18 protein-coding genes are annotated in these 16,942 nt (G+C 54.7%); 1 reads left to right on the top strand and 17 read right to left on the bottom strand.

Going from position 1 to position 16,942, the window contains the following annotated elements; all coding sequences use genetic code 11:
- Positions 1–122 precede the first annotated feature (122 nt).
- Positions 123–1,196, top strand: coding sequence for a LacI family DNA-binding transcriptional regulator (locus tag OB87_RS01245; RefSeq protein ID WP_033567634.1), 1,074 nt, complete (start codon positions 123–125; stop codon positions 1,194–1,196).
- An 83-nt stretch (positions 1,197–1,279) separates the two neighbouring features.
- Here OB87_RS01245 and OB87_RS01250 read toward each other — a convergent pair whose 3' ends face one another.
- The 17 genes from OB87_RS01250 to acpP all read right to left on the bottom strand — a co-directional run bounded on the left by OB87_RS01250 (position 1,280) and on the right by acpP (position 16,853).
- Positions 1,280–1,819 (bottom strand): glycine zipper 2TM domain-containing protein, encoded by a 540-nt coding sequence (locus OB87_RS01250; RefSeq protein ID WP_033567635.1) that lies wholly within the window; start codon positions 1,817–1,819, stop codon positions 1,280–1,282.
- A gap of 353 nt (positions 1,820–2,172) precedes the next feature.
- Positions 2,173–3,480, bottom strand: a complete 1,308-nt coding sequence (locus OB87_RS01255) for an NAD(P)/FAD-dependent oxidoreductase (RefSeq protein WP_033567636.1) — start codon at positions 3,478–3,480, stop codon at positions 2,173–2,175.
- A gap of 301 nt (positions 3,481–3,781) precedes the next feature.
- Positions 3,782–4,324, bottom strand: coding sequence for an alpha/beta hydrolase YcfP (gene ycfP, locus OB87_RS01260; protein ID WP_033567637.1), 543 nt, complete (start codon positions 4,322–4,324; stop codon positions 3,782–3,784).
- Positions 4,325–4,359: 35 nt separating this feature from the next.
- Positions 4,360–5,385, bottom strand: coding sequence for a beta-N-acetylhexosaminidase (gene nagZ / locus OB87_RS01265; RefSeq protein WP_033567951.1), 1,026 nt, complete (start codon positions 5,383–5,385; stop codon positions 4,360–4,362).
- 76 nt (positions 5,386–5,461) lie between these two features.
- Positions 5,462–6,346: a phosphotransferase gene (locus OB87_RS01270; RefSeq protein WP_395856280.1), complete on the bottom strand. Its 885-nt coding sequence runs from the start codon at positions 6,344–6,346 to the stop codon at positions 5,462–5,464.
- Entirely contained in the window at positions 6,303–6,893 is a 591-nt protein-coding gene (gene lpoB, locus OB87_RS01275) for a penicillin-binding protein activator LpoB (protein WP_033567639.1), read from the bottom strand. The genes OB87_RS01270 and lpoB overlap by 44 nt, the downstream gene beginning before the upstream one ends.
- A gap of 21 nt (positions 6,894–6,914) precedes the next feature.
- Positions 6,915–7,298, bottom strand: a complete 384-nt coding sequence (locus OB87_RS01280) for a YcfL family protein (protein ID WP_033567640.1) — start codon at positions 7,296–7,298, stop codon at positions 6,915–6,917.
- A 7-nt stretch (positions 7,299–7,305) separates the two neighbouring features.
- Complete coding sequence (gene hinT / locus OB87_RS01285) at positions 7,306–7,656, bottom strand: purine nucleoside phosphoramidase (protein WP_033567641.1); 351 nt, start codon at positions 7,654–7,656, stop codon at positions 7,306–7,308.
- Between the two features lie 113 nt (positions 7,657–7,769).
- Complete coding sequence (locus OB87_RS01290; RefSeq protein WP_033567642.1) at positions 7,770–8,831, bottom strand: malate/lactate/ureidoglycolate dehydrogenase; 1,062 nt, start codon at positions 8,829–8,831, stop codon at positions 7,770–7,772.
- A 282-nt stretch (positions 8,832–9,113) separates the two neighbouring features.
- A complete protein-coding gene (gene ptsG / locus OB87_RS01295; protein ID WP_033567643.1) occupies positions 9,114–10,547 on the bottom strand; it encodes a PTS glucose transporter subunit IIBC in 1,434 nt (477 codons plus the stop codon).
- Between the two features lie 316 nt (positions 10,548–10,863).
- Positions 10,864–11,658, bottom strand: a complete 795-nt coding sequence (locus tag OB87_RS01300; protein ID WP_033567644.1) for a metal-dependent hydrolase — start codon at positions 11,656–11,658, stop codon at positions 10,864–10,866.
- A 19-nt stretch (positions 11,659–11,677) separates the two neighbouring features.
- Entirely contained in the window at positions 11,678–12,688 is a 1,011-nt protein-coding gene (gene holB / locus OB87_RS01305; RefSeq protein ID WP_033567952.1) for a DNA polymerase III subunit delta', read from the bottom strand.
- 7 nt (positions 12,689–12,695) lie between these two features.
- Positions 12,696–13,340 carry a dTMP kinase gene (tmk, locus tag OB87_RS01310; protein WP_033567645.1) on the bottom strand — a complete coding sequence of 215 codons (645 nt, stop codon included), beginning with the start codon at positions 13,338–13,340 and terminating at the stop codon, positions 12,696–12,698.
- Positions 13,330–14,361, bottom strand: coding sequence for an endolytic transglycosylase MltG (mltG, locus tag OB87_RS01315; protein WP_033567646.1), 1,032 nt, complete (start codon positions 14,359–14,361; stop codon positions 13,330–13,332). The genes tmk and mltG overlap by 11 nt, the downstream gene beginning before the upstream one ends.
- A 6-nt stretch (positions 14,362–14,367) precedes the next feature.
- Entirely contained in the window at positions 14,368–15,171 is an 804-nt protein-coding gene (gene pabC, locus OB87_RS01320; RefSeq protein ID WP_033567647.1) for an aminodeoxychorismate lyase, read from the bottom strand.
- A gap of 125 nt (positions 15,172–15,296) precedes the next feature.
- Complete coding sequence (gene fabF / locus OB87_RS01325) at positions 15,297–16,535, bottom strand: beta-ketoacyl-ACP synthase II (protein WP_033567648.1); 1,239 nt, start codon at positions 16,533–16,535, stop codon at positions 15,297–15,299.
- A gap of 81 nt (positions 16,536–16,616) precedes the next feature.
- On the bottom strand, positions 16,617–16,853 hold the full coding sequence (acpP, locus tag OB87_RS01330) for an acyl carrier protein (protein ID WP_012765204.1): 237 nt from the start codon (positions 16,851–16,853) through the stop codon (positions 16,617–16,619).
- Positions 16,854–16,942 lie beyond the last annotated feature (89 nt).

The raw sequence follows: 16,942 nt of genomic DNA on the forward strand, positions 1-16,942 counted from the left end.
TTTTTGCAACTATTTTCATGATAGCGTCAGAATCTCTTATTTCTGGCTATTCATGCCCCTGCTGCTGCCTTTTTTCTGGTAATGAAAATTTTTTCACGACTCAAGTTGAACAGGATCACAAAATGAAAAAAAACCTCAAGATTCGTGAAATCGCTATGCAAACCGGCTTCTCCGTCAGCACCGTTTCCCGTGTGCTGGCGGGCAAATCCAATACCAGCGATGCCGCACGGACACGGATCCTGACCGCCGCCCGGCAATACGGCGTGATGGACAACCTGGCTACTGGCCGCTTACTGCTCAATAGCCTGACGGTGTTCGCGCCGGAGCGCGCCTTTCATCGCCGGGCGGACATTTTTTACCATAAGGTACTGGAAGGTATTCTCGACTCGCTGGACTCGCACGATGTACGTCTGCGCTACTGTGGACTGGCAGAAAATGACAGCGATGCGGCGCTGTTTATGGAAAAAATGTCATCATCAGAAACTGAAGGTGCCATTCTGATCGGCATTGACGACCCCTATATCCACGCACTGGCCGCTGAATTGAACAAACCCTGCGTGCTGGTCAATTGTCTCGACAATAAAATGAGGTTGTCCGGCGTATCGCCTGCACACCAGCTTATCGGCGAATTTGCCGCCAACTATCTGATCGACCAAGGGCACCGCCAGATACTTACCCTGTTGTGCTTGCGGCGCTATACCATGGAGTGGCGTCTGGCAGGCATCCGTGATGCTTACCAACAGCACAACCTGCCCTTTATTGACGACATTCACTTACTGACACCCCACGGTTTTGGCAGCGCGGAAACCGAACAGGCCGTCACTGATTTTCTGGCTGTCTGCCCGCGGGAACAGTACCCTACGGCTATATTGGCGGGCGGCGATTTTATGGCGGTGGGAGCCGTCAACGCGCTGCATAAAGCGAAGCTGCGTGTACCGCAGGATATCTCGGTCATGAGTATGGATGGTGCAAATCTGGCAGCAGTGCACGATATTCCGCTGACATCGGTGTTGATCCCGCGAGAGGAGTTGGGGCGCGAGGCAGTGAGATTATTACAGCTTCAATTGATGCAGCCGGGGCGCGGTGCAGGCAACATGCTGCTTAACGGTACGCTGGCGGTGAGAGATTCGGTCAAGCGCATTCGGCCCAGCCAACGCCACTCGCCGGTACAGGATACCGATTTATACGATGCATAAAGCAAACTGGCGTATTAATGACATCAGGCCCGAGGTCATTGTCATGACAACGCGGGCCTGCCTGTCCACCGTATCATGGCGTATCAACTGGACTGATTGAGGACCAGCTGGCCGTTGCGATCAAGCGGGATACGGGTGCCGGGATCACGGTCCATCCGGACTTTTCCTTCCTGATCGCCGATTTTATAGGTGACGTCATAACCCAGCACTTTCTGCGACTTGTCATACACCGTCTGACAACGCTGTTGTGTCGAGGTAGTGGTATCACCGTCCTGCATTTTTCCCTGCACCTGATTACCCGCGTAACCACCGGCCAGCGCACCGGCTACCGTCGCCACATCGCGGCCACGTCCATTGCCGAACTGGTGCCCCAACACGCCGCCCGCCACAGCACCCAGCAACGACCCGGCAATACGGTTTTCATCCTGCACCGGCTGACGGTGCGTCACGGTAACATTGCGGCATTCCTGACGCGGCGTTTTCACGGTTTCTTTGATAGGTGTTGCTGTCAGCACCTGTGCAAACTGCGGTCTGGAAGCAAACACATCCAAACTGGCGACGGCTGCCACACCCAGAGCTGCAGCCATACCAATACCCACACCCGCTAACATTGACTTGTTCACAGGAAACCTCCTGAATAAATAACCACGCATCCCCCATCTAACCCTGCAGTGAACATTCTCACCGCGCATAATGGCTGATGGCTTTTAACCCGAAAGCCCCACCTTCCGGGGCGCGGCGTGTACGCTACACCGCCTGACGTGATGAAGTCTGCCTAATCCATCCGGTACTCTCAATCGGATTTCTACCTCAAAAGGGTTGCACAGATAACAAAACTGTCACATTTGAGAGTTTTCTTACCTTGGGTTGGTGTTAGTGCAATATTTTATTCTGTGATGTGCGTAATCTTGCGGGGAATAACAGGTTGCCCACCGAATAGCGGGCAACCGAGATACCAGATGAGAGCAATCCGGCCTTAATGCAGTTTGAGGCGCGGGCGGATCACCCGGTTGATACTACCGACCAGCATCATCAGGCCAGTCTTGATATAACCATGCAGCGCAATCTGGTGCATACGATACAACGAAATGTAAACGAAACGCGCAATACGACCTTCCACCATCACCGAACCGCGCATCAGGTTGCCCATCAGACTGCCGACGGTGCTGAATTTAGACAATGACACCAGCGAACCGTGGTCTTTGTAGACGTAAGGCTTCAGCGACTGATTACTCATCAGTGCCAGGATATTGCTGTAGCAACGCGATGCCATTTGATGCGCGGCCTGCGCGCGTGGCGGCACAAAACCACCGCCCGGCTGCGGGCAGGATGCGCAGTCACCGATAGCGAAAATAGCCGGATCGCGCGTGGTTTGCAGCGTCGGCTCCACCACCAGTTGGTTAATCCGGTTCGTCTCCAGACCGGCGATGTCCTTCATGGCATCGGCGGCCTTGATACCCGCTGCCCATACCATCAGGTCAGCATCGATAAACTCGCCATCTTTGGTGTTCAGGCCGTTCTGTTGGGCGCTGGTCACCATGGTTTTCGTCAACACTCGCACACCAAGCTTGGTCAGCTCATGGTGCGCGGCTGCAGAAATGCGTGGCGGTAGCGCTGGTAGAATGCGCTCCCCGGCTTCCACCAGCGTGACGTTGAGCGCCTGATTGCTGAGGCTGTCAAAACCATAGCTGTGCAGCTGTTTCACCGCGTTGTGCAGTTCGGCGGACAATTCCACCCCGGTAGCGCCCCCACCGACAATCGCGATATTGACCTTTTCCTGCTGCCCCTGGGAAGCAGAAAACTTGAGGAACAGATTCAGCATTTCGTTATGGAAACGGCGGGCTTGTTTCGGGTTATCTAGGAAAATGCAGTGATCTTTGACGCCCGGCGTACCGAAATCATTGGAAGTACTGCCCAGCGCCACCACCAGAATGTCGTATGGCAGTGAACGGGCTGCCACCAGCAGTTCCCCCTGCTCGCCACGAATTTCAGCCAGTTGGACGGTACGCTGTTCACGGTCGATGTCGGTCATCATCCCCAGTTGGAAATTGAAGTAATGATTACGGGCATGAGCCAGGTAGCTCAGCGCATCCATGTCGTCATCCAGCGAGCCGGTCGCCACTTCGTGCAGTAACGGTTTCCACAGGTGGCTGTGGTTACGATCCACCAGTGTTATTTCCACCTTTTTCTTACGCCCCAGCTTATGCCCCAGACTGGTGGCCAGCTCCAGCCCTCCGGCGCCACCGCCGACAATCACGATTTTCTTGATTGGCAATGATGTCAAAATGACCCCCTGAAAATTTGTGAACCAATAGTTAATAAAGAGTAAAAAACAATATCCTTATATTACATATGGTTATGATAAAGGAAATGGGATATATGCGATGAGAATAGCATGTAAGGTCATTTGGTCATACCAAATTTGACCTATATCAATTTATTTTAGTTACAGATCGTCAGAGCTGAGAATGAGACATTGAAATTCAGTAAGTTAGAGCAGCAGGTCAGCAGAGGGGAACGTGGCTGTCACACCGCGCTGATGCGATGCAGCGCTGACAGCCACAAAAGCCGTGTAGAAAGGAAAATCACCCCAGTGATTTAAACGCCTTGATGCGTTGCAGGTGTGGCGAGATATCGCGGAACTTATGCCCTTCGTTCTCATTCCAGACGATTTCGTAGTATTCACCCAGCAAGCAGGCGCTGCGCTGGTTATCCAACATTTCATCGTGGCGAGACAGCACCACCATGCAGCGATCGCGGTTTTTCTCGCGGAAATTCTCCACACATTTGGTGGCAATGTCCGCGTACTCTTCCGGACGATCGATTTTGCCTTCCATGTTTTCTTGCGGGAACAGATTGGGGTTGAACATCACCTGACGGATATCGCACAGAAAACCGATGCGTTCCGCCCAAAACCCGCCCAGCCCGACGCCACAAATCAGCGGACGGTTATCCGCATTCACTTGCAGCATCTTGTCCACTTCCCTGAGCAGATGCTGCATGTCATGGCGCGGATGCAGGGTGCTGTAACTCACCAACCGAACATCCGGGTCGATGAACTGCAACTGCAGCACTTTCTCATGATTACCCGGACTACTTGAGTCAAAACCGTGCAAATAAATGATCATCGGTGCCTTCCCTCCAGCCTGATTTAGCGGGTGATTTAACCAGCGGTCTTGTGTGCCTGCCAGCGTTCACTCAGTGCCGTTAACTGCGATGTTGACTGCTTCCAGCGCGATGAATTCAGCAGTTCCCGACGTGTGATCAACCCCCGATGATAGAGCGTCTCCAGCCCCGGTACTTTGACCGGAGACAGGTTATCCAACACGCTGATCGCGCCCTGACGCTGGTTACATACCAGAATCATGTCACACCCCGCGTCCAGCGCTGCCTGCGCGCGTTCGGCGTAACCGCCCATCACCGCCGCCCCCTCCATTGACAGGTCATCCGAGAAGATGATGCCGCCAAACCCGAGTTCCTGACGCAGCACCTGTTTAAGCCAGTAGGGCGACCCACTTGCAGGACGGGGATCCGCATCGGTATAAATCACATGTGCCGGCATCACCGCATCCAACTGCTGACGGGTGATCAGTTCCTGAAACACCCGCATATCCCGTTGCCGAATTTGCGCCAATGACCGCTCGTCCCGCGGCGTTTCCTTGTGGGAGTCCGCCGTTACCGCGCCATGGCCGGGGAAATGCTTACCTGTCGCCTTCATACCAGCAGCACGCATACCGGCGATAAAACGCTCCACCACCGCCAACAACGTATCCGGGTCGCTATGGAAAGCGCGGTCACCAATCGCCGCGCTCTGGTGACCGACATCCAGTACCGGTGCAAAGCTGATATCGATATCCATGGCGATCATCTCCGCCGCCATCACCCAGCCTGCCTCTTCCGCCAGTTGTTGCGCCTGCGGCAATGGGTTTAGTGCGGCAAACGACTGCGCGGCCGGTAGCGCGGTGAAACCATCGCGAAACCGCTGTACGCGTCCGCCTTCCTGATCGACCGACACCACCAGCCGTTCACGAGAAGCACGACGCATCTGGCGTACCAGTTCCGCCAGTTGGTCGGCGTCATGAAAATTACGGCTAAACAGAATCACACCACCCACCAGCGGATGCGCCAGCACCTCGCGATCTTCTGCGTCCAGCTCATAGCCAGCCACATCTAACATTAACGGCCCCACAAACACCCCTTCTGTATGATTGCCAATCGGCATGATGGAAAAGTCGGCCGGATAGTCGCACCCCAGAGAAAACGGCTTAATAATGCCATCTCGTGGCCTGCCGCATAGTGTCGGCTGACTGGCGGTAATACGCCTCAGCGCTTTGCTGCCAGCGAACTTCAAACCACATCAGCACCAGATAATCCACCCAATATTGCCAGCGAGCGACCTGCCGCTGCAATGACGCCGGGCTCAGGTGAAACCAGTGCCGACAATACGCCTGCAAAAAATCCTGCTGACGCGCGTCATCCAGCTCGCAGGACCGGAACAGTAACGCCAGCTCCAGCCCGATATCGCCGTCTGCCGCGTATTCCCAGTCAATCAATCGCCAACCGGCCTCGGTACGCAGCAGGTTGCCGGGATGCACATCCAGATGCAGCGGCGCGCTCAGTAACGGCGTCGGCAACGGCTTATCCACCATCTGCTGATAGGCGCGCCTCAGACGCGGTGAGCGCCGAGCCGGGTCCATATGCTGCCAGTGATGCATCATCAGGCGTTTCAACGGCAACGGATAGCCGTAACGCGGCTGGTGATGCAAACGCGCCAGCATCGCCGCCAACTGCCCTTGCGCCAGAGCCTGTACAAACTGGCGCTCATCGGCCGGCTCACCTGCCAGCCACTCCACCAGCAACCAGCCATCGCGCCAGCATACCGGATGCGGTGCCAGCGACTGCCCTGCCAGTTGCCGCAACACATGAAACTCACGCTGCCGGGAAGTGCCAAGCTGGCGTCCCTGCAACGTATCTCCACGCGCCAACCACAACCCAGCCGGAGAATGAACGCGCCAGCTCTGATGGCTAAGCCCATTGATCGGCTGTAAATAAAAACCGGCGGTCACTACCGCCGGTAAAGCCTGCTGCAACAGCGCATTTAGCGCCTCACTGCTGGCGAACCGTACCATTACCGGACCAGACGATTTCACCGGTCTGCACCAGCATCAGTTGCATCGACAGCTCCGGTGATTTGGCATCCCCGCTGGCGTCGGCATACAACACGTATTGCGCGCCGACATAGCGGGCTAACCCCACCGCTTTGCTGCGCGATTCCAAACTATCTTCTTCCGATAATCCCAATGACTGCCGGGCTACCCCAAGTTGCTCACGAGATACCATCGTAAACTGCCCGGAAGACGCCAACGCATTATACAACGCGGTAGTTGCCTGAGCGGTCTGCAACGAACCATTGGTATTATTTTTAAGCTTGTTCAGCAGCAAAATGCTGCCTCGGGTGATGCCGTCGGTTTTCACCATCTGCCCGACTAGCGGTGTAGCCGCAGCCGACCAGTCCAACACCGGCACCTGAATCTTCGGCGGTGTCGGCAATGGCTGACTTTCTGACGGCGGCAACTGCGGTTTTGACGGTGTGGGAACGGCGGGTTCGATAGTGGCCGGTTGTTCCGTTTGCGGCACGCGGCTGGTACAGCCTGCAATCACTAACGCCATCAGCACGATGCCAAGATATTTTTTCATGTCTGTCCTCTCAATCACGCCTCAGAGAAAAAGATAAAGTCGTACCTGGCTGGCTGCCGGGTCAACGTGCGTGGCAACAAGGGAGATATCCGTATGGGCAGGGATCTCAACCGTTTGACTAACATCCAGCGGCGGCACATCCAACCCTTGTTGATCATACCAGTAAAAACGGTAGTGCAGCGTCACCGGCTGTCCCGATGTATTACGGATACGGACCGACGCCTGCTGGCCTGTGTAGCCATGCGACAACGACGGACGAGAAGCGCTAATCCCGGCCGCCATTACCGAGGCGTCCAGCACCAGCGTCTGTTTGGAATTAATGCTCAGACTGGCCGTCTTGCTGCATCCGACAAGCGACATGCTCAGTAGCAGAACGGCCAATACCCTTGATGAAAATGCGCGCATGAACGCATCAACCGGCCAGCAACGGCCCCAGCGGGCGACCGCCCAGCAGATGCATGTGAATGTGGTACACCTCCTGACCGCCATGACGATTACAGTTGATGACCAGACGGTAACCGTCATCGGCAATCCCTTCCTGACGGGCAATGCTCCCCGCGACGGTGATCATACGACCGAGTGCCGCTTCATGCTCCGGTGCGGTGTCATTCACGGTGGGAATCAGTACATTCGGCACAATCAGAATGTGGGTGGGGGTACGTGGCGCGATGTCGCGAAAGGCAGTCACCAGTTCATCCTGATACACGATATCGGCGGGGATTTCCCGACGAATGATTTTACTGAAAATGGTTTCTTCAGCCATAACACAGTTCCTTTAAAAACGAGCGCTGTTCAGCGATGCGGCTTGCAGTATGAGTGATAAATCCAATACTTTTCAACTCTCTTTGTCGATGCTTGTCATGCATTGCACCGGCATTATGCCGCGAAAAATGCCGCTGGCATTCCCAGAGAGCACCCGGCATCGGTAATTTTCTGCCACTCGCCGTCGGAAATCGTGATGCCTTCAGCCTGACGCTGCTGACGAGCCAGACGCTCCGGCTCACCGGCAATCAGAATCGGTACGGACGGATCAGGCGACCGCGACGCACGAACATACGCCAGCATGGCATCGTACTCCTGTTTCAGCCACGCCATCCCCACCAGTTTAGAGGGGTCAATAACCATTGTGGTCATGTTGTTAACGATAGCGCCTTCGCGCGCATTGCCCGGCTGGATAGTACCGCCGCCGGACAATATCCCCGCCAGCAACTCCGCCGCCAGAATCAGCCCGCCCCCTTTGTGACGTGCGATAGGCAGCAACGCACCGGTCGCTTCGCCTTCCCACATCACCCGTGGGTCGGCGCTCAGGTGCCCATCACGGTCCAGCATCACCGGTTCATCAAAGGTTTTCCCCGCCAGCCAGGCCACACGCGTTTTACCCAATGCGACCATGCTGGTGGCGAAGTCCAGAATAAAATCGGGATTCGCGTCACTACCCGGAAAGGCAATGCAGATAGGATTGGTGCCAAAACGCGCCTCACTGCCGCCAAACGGTGCCACCAACGGTGCAATATCACTGACATTAACGAAGTGAATCGAAATCAAACCAGCCTGCGCCGCCATTTCACCGTAGGTGCCGATTCGCCCCAGATGGCAGGTCGATGCCAGCGTCATCAAGCAGATACCGGTGGTTTTCACCCGTTCGATCGCCGCCTGCATCGCTTCATGCCCGGTGCGCTGCCCAAACCCGCGATCGCCGGAGAACTGTAGCACTGCACCGCTGTCCTGTAGCAAACGGGCTGGCGTGTTGGGATGCATTATGCCCTGTGCGATGAAGTTGACGTATTCCGGTAACATCCCCACACCGTGACTGTCGTGCCCCTTGAGATTCGCACCAACCAGATGAAGCGCCACACACTCGGCTTCTTCATGCTCACACCCGGTATTACGCAACAGTTCGTAGGCTATTTGCGTTAAACGCTCAACTGAAATCCGCATACGGTTCCCTCTGAAAGAATAATGTCGTGGTACGCCGCTGATAAGCGATGTTGTTATGGGCAAAGCGGCATGGGTTATCGACTGTCGTGACTGACGATGTGCACTTACGCACGGCAGCGCCAGTTATCCTACTGCTGAACTTCCTGTGAGGGGAAACGATTCTGTCCTGCCGGGAGGCTGTCTCAGGATATAAAAAGCAGGATATAAAAAAGCGGGATGTAAAAAAGGGGCCAAAGCCCCTTTTCGTCAACTCCCGGTCATCCGTCAGTGGTTACGGATATTTCAGTGATTACGGATGTAATCATCCATGTCGGTTTTCAGGTTATCGGACTTGGTGCCGAAGATGGCCTGCACGCCAGAACCGGCTACCACGACGCCCGCCGCACCCAGTTTCTTCAGCTCGGCCTGGTCAACTTTAGCGACATCACCCACACTGACGCGCAAACGAGTGATACAGGCATCCAGGTTGGTGATGTTTTCTTTACCGCCGAATGCGGAAACCAGCGATGCCGCCATTTCAGAGTTACCCTGAGCGGACTGCTCGGACGTAGACTCTTCACGCCCTGGAGTTTTCAGATCCAGCTTGGCAATCAGCACACGGAACACGGTGTAGTACACCGCTGCGTAGCACAGGCCAACGATCGGGAACAGCCACAGTTTGCTACCGTTACCACTCAGCACGATAAAGTCGATCAGACCGTGCGAGAAGCTGGTGCCGTCACGCATACCAAGCAGAATACAGATCGGGAACGCCAGACCAGCCAGCACAGCATGGATGACATACAGAATCGGCGCGACGAAGATGAAGGAAAACTCGATCGGCTCGGTAATACCGGTCAGGAACGCGGTCAGCGCAGCGGAGATCATGATGCCGCCCACTTTGGCGCGATTTTCCGGTTTAGCCGAATGCCAAATAGCAAGCGCAGCAGCTGGCAGACCATACATTTTGAACAGGAAGCCGCCAGACAGTTTACCCGCAGTCGGGTCACCTGCCATGTAACGCGGAATATCACCGTGGAACACCTGGCCCGCGGCGTTAGTGAATTCACCTACCTGCATCTGGAACGGCACGTTCCAGATATGGTGCAGACCGAACGGCACCAGACTACGTTCAACGATGCCGTAGATACCGAACGCCAGTACCGGATTCTGGTAAGCAGCCCATTTAGAGAAAGTCTGGATCGCGCTACCCACCGGCGGCCAAATGAACGACAGCGCCACACCAATAACGATGGCGGTCAGGCCGGAGATGATCGGCACAAAACGCTTACCAGCGAAGAAGCCCAGGTATTCCGGCAAGCGGATACGGTAGAAGCGGTTGAACATGTAGGCGGCAATCGCACCAGCGATAATCCCCCCCAATACGCCCGTATCGGCCATATGGTTAGCGGCGATATCCGCCGGTGACATATGCAACACCAACGGCGCAACCACCGCCATGGTTTTCACCATAATGCCGTAAGCCACCACCGCAGCCAGTGCAGACACACCGTCATTATTGGTAAAGCCCAGTGCCACACCGATGGCAAAAATCAACGGCATATTAGCAAAAACGGAATCGCCCGCCTGCGCCATCACGCTGGAAACCACAGTCGGCAACCAGCTAAAGTTGGCCGACCCGACGCCCAGTAGAATACCGGCGATAGGCAGCACGGATACTGGCAGCATCAGCGATTTACCTACTTTTTGTAGGTTTGCAAATGCATTCTTGAACATAGAGAGAGTGCTCCTGAGTAATAGTGCTTCTACTTCTGACAGTTCGCCTGAAGATGGGGAGGTCATCCTTCATGCGGTCGGGATGTGATATGCATCCTCATTAATTTTTACGCAGAGTAAAATAAATGTTGCATCAAATGTTTGATAGCAGTCACGTTTCAACTCATGGGAAACCCACGTTACTATCAGAAGTCTTATGGTTTGTGATCTAACACTAAAAATTAACCCCACCATCGTGCAACATAAGCTGCAAATGGTAGGGATTATCAGCGATTAATTACGAAGCCAAAAAAAACTCGCGTATTCTCAACCAGTATCAGTCCACGGTCAACCGCGCTGCATCAATGTGGAATAGCCGAGCAAAATTTTCGGTAGTGGCAGATGCCAGCTGTTCAATACTGACATTTTTGAGTACAGCCAGATATTCAGCCACATCACGCACGTAGGCGGGCTGATTTTCCTTACCCCGATAGGGAACCGGTGCCAGCCACGGGGAATCGGTTTCAATCAACAGCCGATCCAGCGGTACGTAGCGTGCAACATCGCGCAATGCATCCGCATTACGGAAAGTGACAATCCCGGAAAAGGAAATGTAGAACCCCAAATCCAGCAGTTTCTCTGCGGTTTCCCGATCTTCGGTAAAACAGTGCAGCACACCGCCGCATTCATCCGCTTTTTCTTCCCGCAGAATAGCCAGCGTATCTTCACGGGCGGAACGCGTATGCACAATCACCGGTTTATTCAGCGCACGGCCAACGCGAATATGCTCGCGAAACGATGCCTGCTGCTGCGGGATAGTATCTTGCTGATAATAGTAATCCAGCCCGGTTTCCCCCAGGGCGACTACCGACGGTAAGGCCGCCAGTGTGCGCAGTTCAGCGAAGTCGTACGGCACTTCCTGGCTGAGAGGATGTACACCGCAGGAAAACGCCACATTGTCGCGTTCACCGATCAATTCGGCCATGGCGCGAAACCCTGGGAGGGTGGTTGCTACTGCCAGAAAAAAGCCCACCTCACGCTCACGAGCCTTGTTCAGCACGTCAGACACGTCTTTGTGCAGCGACTGATAATCTAAACCATCAAGATGGCAGTGGGAATCAACTAACAACATAATCAAGGATATCCGGTATTCAGGAAAAAGATGACGACACCGGCAACGTCGGAGAGGACAACAGGTTCTCCCACGCCAGCAACAGCTCCGTCAATAACAATTCGCGGTTAACGCCTGTCACCGACAGTAGCTGGTGACGACAATGCAGCCAACGACGCAAACCATGATGCAGACGAGCATCACCATATTGTGATGCCAGTTGCGCCACCAGCGGTGCCTGATCCAGGTTAGTTCGCTGCTCAGCGCCCTGATGGTGCCATTTCAACGCATCCAGTAGCAACGTACTCACCCAGTGGATACGGCGATCGGCGTCATCGTGATTAAGTACCGGCAACAGCGCCAGCGCATCACCAGACGGCAGGCTCTGCGCCAGTTGCTGGCAAACGGCCTGACGCGCTTTCCAGCTCTCCGGCTGCAACAATGCTTCAGCGGCCAGCGGTGCCCCCGCCGCCAGTCGCAATGCCGTCTGTAGCGCCAGTTCATCATGATGCCCTCGCCCGCGCAGCCACTGCATTCCTTGCGGCTCCGTTGGCACATCCAGGTACAAATGCAGGCAGCGACTACGCATTGTCGCCAGCAATCGCCCCGGTTCACGGCATCCCAGCAGAAAATAGGTTTGCGCCGGTGGCTCTTCCAGCGTTTTCAGCAGCGCATTCGCTGCGGCTTCGGTCAGGCTCTCCGCCTGTGGTAGCCAAACCACCTTTGCACCGCCCTGCCGTGAGCGCTGGTACACGTGCTCTAACGCGTCACGTACCACGTCAACCCCCAGACTGTGCTTGCCTTTTTCCGGGCTAAGGGTGTGCCAATCCGGATGGGTGCTGGCACTCATCAATTCACAAGAATGGCAACGCCCGCAGCTTTTTGCGCCATCCGGCTGCTGACACAACAGCCAGCGGCTAAAGGCATACGCCAGCGAAGCATCACCCATGCCGTCGAGAGCATGTAGCAACAACGCATGATGACCGCGCTCCGCCTGATGTGACGCCAGCAACTGGCGGTAAGGCGCATTCAGCCAGGGATACCACTCCATCAGCGGCTTACTCCCCTCGCCCATTCAGTTGCTGCAACCAGTCAGACAAGGCCTGGCGGATGTCGGCGTTGACCTTCTCCAGGTCACGGGACGCATCAATCGTCACAATAGAGGCATCAGCCGCCGCCAACTGCTGATAACGGGCACGGGTACGCTCGAAGAACGCCAGTGACTCCTGCTCAATGCGGTCCAGCGCACCGCGCTGGCGAGCACGTTTAAGCCCCTGTTCAGGTGAGATATCCAGATACAGCGTCAAGTCAGGGCGGAAATCGCCCAACACGGTGTCCCGCAGCGAGGTCATCAATCGTGCATCAATGCCCCGCCCACCTCCCTGATAAGCCTGAGAAGAGAGATCGTGCCGATCACCCACCACCCAGGCACCACGGGCCAGCGCCGGACGAATCACATTCTCCACCAGTTGTACGCGCGCCGCATACAGCATCAGCAATTCGGCTTTATCTGTCAGTGTTTCATCCGCAACGCCCTGCTTGATTAACTCGCGCAATTTCTCCGCCAGCGGCGTGCCGCCAGGCTCACGGGTAAACACGATGTCATCGATGCCGAATGTTCGCAGCGTGTCTACCACCACCGCATGAGCACTGGTCTTGCCTGCGCCTTCCAGACCTTCAATTACGATAAATTTACTGTTCATTTTTTTCCTTTCCGGCGGCAGCCAACGCGGAACGATACGCCTGCACGGCGCGGTTATGGTCGTTCAGATTGGTGGAAAATTTGTGCCCACCCTTGCCGTCGGCCACAAAATAGAGATAGCTGGTTTTGGCGGGATGTGCAGCCGCGTCAAGAGAGGCTTTGCCTGGCATGGCAATTGGCGTGGGCGGTAACCCGCTAATGACATAAGTATTGTACGGCGTGGATGCCTCCAGGGCACTGCGGGTAATGCTACCGTTATAGCTTTCGCCCATGCCGTAGATCACCGTCGGGTCAGTCTGTAATCGCATTCCGATACGTAATCGGTTGATAAACACCGAGGCCACCATCGGCCGCTCTTCATTAACTGCGGTTTCTTTTTCAATCAGTGACGCCATCACCAACAGCTCGTCCGGGGTTTTATAGGGTAATCCTTCGTCCCGCCCCTGCCAGACATCATTGAGCATTTTCGTCATCCGCTGATGTGCACGTTGCAGAATCGACTTATCGCTCATACCCGCAGTGTGCAGATACGTATCGGGATAAAACCAGCCTTCTGGGTTGGGTGTGTCTTTCAACTCCATCGCTTCAGCGATTTCCTGTGGGGTTTTATCATCCAGCGTATGTTTGAGATAAGGTGCCGACTTCAACGTTTCCAGCCAGTCTTTTAGGCGAGAACCCTCCACAAACCGCAGCGAAAACTGCGCTTCTTTACCGCTAGCCAGTAATGCCAGCATGTCGCGCACCGTCATTGCAGGCATCAGCCGGTAAGTCCCAGCCTTAAATGAGGCCAGCTCCGGCTCCAGATGCAACAGCCAGGGGAACCAGCCATTAGCACCAATAATTTGTTGTTCTACCAGCAACGCGTTTAGACCTTCACGGTTAGTACCGGCAGGGAGAGTAAAAATGGTTTCCTGTTTGATAGCCAACGGTGAATCGGCAAAATGCTGTATCTGTTTCCAGCCCCACCAAACACCTATCGCCAGCAGAACAATAATCCCAAGACCCCATTTCATTCTCTTCATAACACATCATGACTCACAGTTAGGGCTCAGAAAGTCGAACAACTCCCGTGAGCGATAACACCAGATATGCGCCTGGTTTACGGGTATCACCGGCATCAACGCATTGCATACCAGCACTTCGTCTGCATCCGCCAGCGTTTCCAGCGGCTCTGTCACCACATGCAGGTCAAATAGCGATGACGACAACAGCGCCATAATATGCTGACGCGCAACGCCGTCAACGCCAGCAAGTGATACATCCGGCGTGAAAACCCGTGTCCCCTTGCGCCAAAATAAATTAGCCGCACAGCATTCCACCAGCGCCCCAGAGGTGTCAAGCACCAGTGCCTCATCAGCACCGGACTGTTCAAGATGCATACGGATGAACACCTGCTCCAGCCGATTCAGATGCTTTATCCCCGCCAGCCAGGTACTTTGTGCCAGCGGAACTGGGCTCAACGCCAGCCGAATCCCGTCCTGACGCCATTGGACATAATGTTGTGGGTACGCTGCCTGCATAACAATACGTACCGGTTTGCCACATCCAGCCGGGCTGTAACCACGACCACCATTACCCCGACTGACGATGGCTTTCACCACACCGTCGACGCGACCTTCAGCGGCTTGCTGCATCTCGTTGCTCAGTTGCTGCCAATCAAGATCAGGCAACAACAATTTTTCCGCCGCCTGCTGCAACCGCCGAATATGTCGTTCCAGCCATACAATGCGACCATTCACAACCCTGGCCGTGGTAAAACAGCCGTCGCCAAATTGCACACTGCGATCCGATACCGGCAGGCATTGCTCCGCTTTACCGTCAATCCACCACATATTCGTCTCCTCAGTCAGGATGCAAGCCTGTCAGTCGTCTGGGCACCCGGCAAGCGGCAATATCCGATTTTCACTCAGACAAAAAAAAGCCCGGCAGAACCGGGCTCTTCATGTAAAGCATTGCATCAGACTTTACGGAACACCACAGAACCGTTGGTGCCACCGAAACCAAAGGAGTTACATAACGTGTACTCCATATTGATGACCTGACGAGCTTCGTGCGCCACGAAATCCAGATCGCAACCCTCATCCGGGTTATCCAGATTGATGGTTGGCGGAACAGCCTTATCACGCAACGCCAGAATACAGAAGATTGACTCTACCGCACCGGCCGCACCCAACAGGTGCCCGATCATGGACTTAGTTGAGCTAACCAGCACGCGGGTATCCGCACCGAAAACCGATTTCACTGCTTGTGCTTCAGCTTTATCACCCGCTGGCGTGGATGTACCGTGCGCATTGATATAACCCACCTGCTCCGTGGTAATACCAGCATCACGTAAGGCATTCTCCATCGCCAACGCTGCACCAGCGCCACTCTCCGGCGGCGACGTCATATGGTAGGCGTCGCTACTCATGCCAAAACCGACGATCTCAGCGTAGATTTTCGCTCCACGCTTTTTAGCATGTTCGTACTCTTCCAGCACCAGAATACCGGCACCGTCGCCCAGCACGAAGCCATCACGATCTTTGTCCCACGGACGGCTTGCCACCTGCGGATTATCGTTGCGAGTCGACAGGGCGCGCGCGGCACCGAATCCACCGACACCCAGCGGCGTACTGGCTTTTTCCGCCCCGCCGGCCAACATAACATCGGCATCGTTATACGCAATAATGCGCGCAGCGTGGCCGATGTTATGCACACCAGAAGTACATGCGGTGGCAATAGAAATGGTAGGGCCACGTAGGCCGAACATGATGCTCAGGTGCCCAGCGACCATGTTGACAATGGTGGACGGCACAAAGAATGGACTGATTTTACGCGGGCCACCATGCACCAGCGCGCTATGGTTTTCCTCAATCAGCCCCAGACCACCAATACCCGACCCGATAGCGGCCCCGATACGACTCGCATTGGCTTGCGTCACCTCAAGGCCTGAATCCTTCATGGCCTGAATGCCGGCGGCAACCCCGTATTGAATAAAGGCATCCATCTTGCGCGCTTCTTTACGCGGGATGAAATCTTCACTATTAAAGTCTTTTACTAAGCCAGCAAAACGTGTTGCATAGGCACTAGTATCGAAATGATCAATCAGGCTGATGCCACTCTGACCGGCAAGCAGAGCATTCCAGGTTGACGCTACTGTGTTGCCGACAGGAGATAACATGCCCAGACCAGTCACAACTACTCGACGCTTAGACACGCTGATCCTCCAGGGAGGGAAAAAATGATACTGAGGTAGAAGAAAACTTAGGCGGTCGAGCGACCGCCTAGATATGTTCGATTACTGCTGATTAGCTTGAATGAAATCGATGGCTGCCTGAACAGTCGTGATTTTTTCAGCTTCTTCGTCTGGAATTTCGGTATCGAATTCTTCTTCCAATGCCATTACCAGCTCAACAGTGTCAAGAGAATCAGCGCCCAGGTCATCAACGAAAGAGGCATTGTTCACGACTTCTTCCGGCTTAACGCCCAGCTGTTCAACGATGATTTTCTTAACGCGTTCTTCGATAGTGCTCATACTCTTAAATTTCCTATCAAAACTCGCTTTCGCGATGGTTTTCGTAGTGTATAAAATGTTGAAAAAGATGCAACAAAATCAAGACTGGT

This window comes from Dickeya undicola (genome assembly GCF_000784735.1).
GTDB classification, from domain to species: domain Bacteria; phylum Pseudomonadota; class Gammaproteobacteria; order Enterobacterales; family Enterobacteriaceae; genus Dickeya; species Dickeya undicola.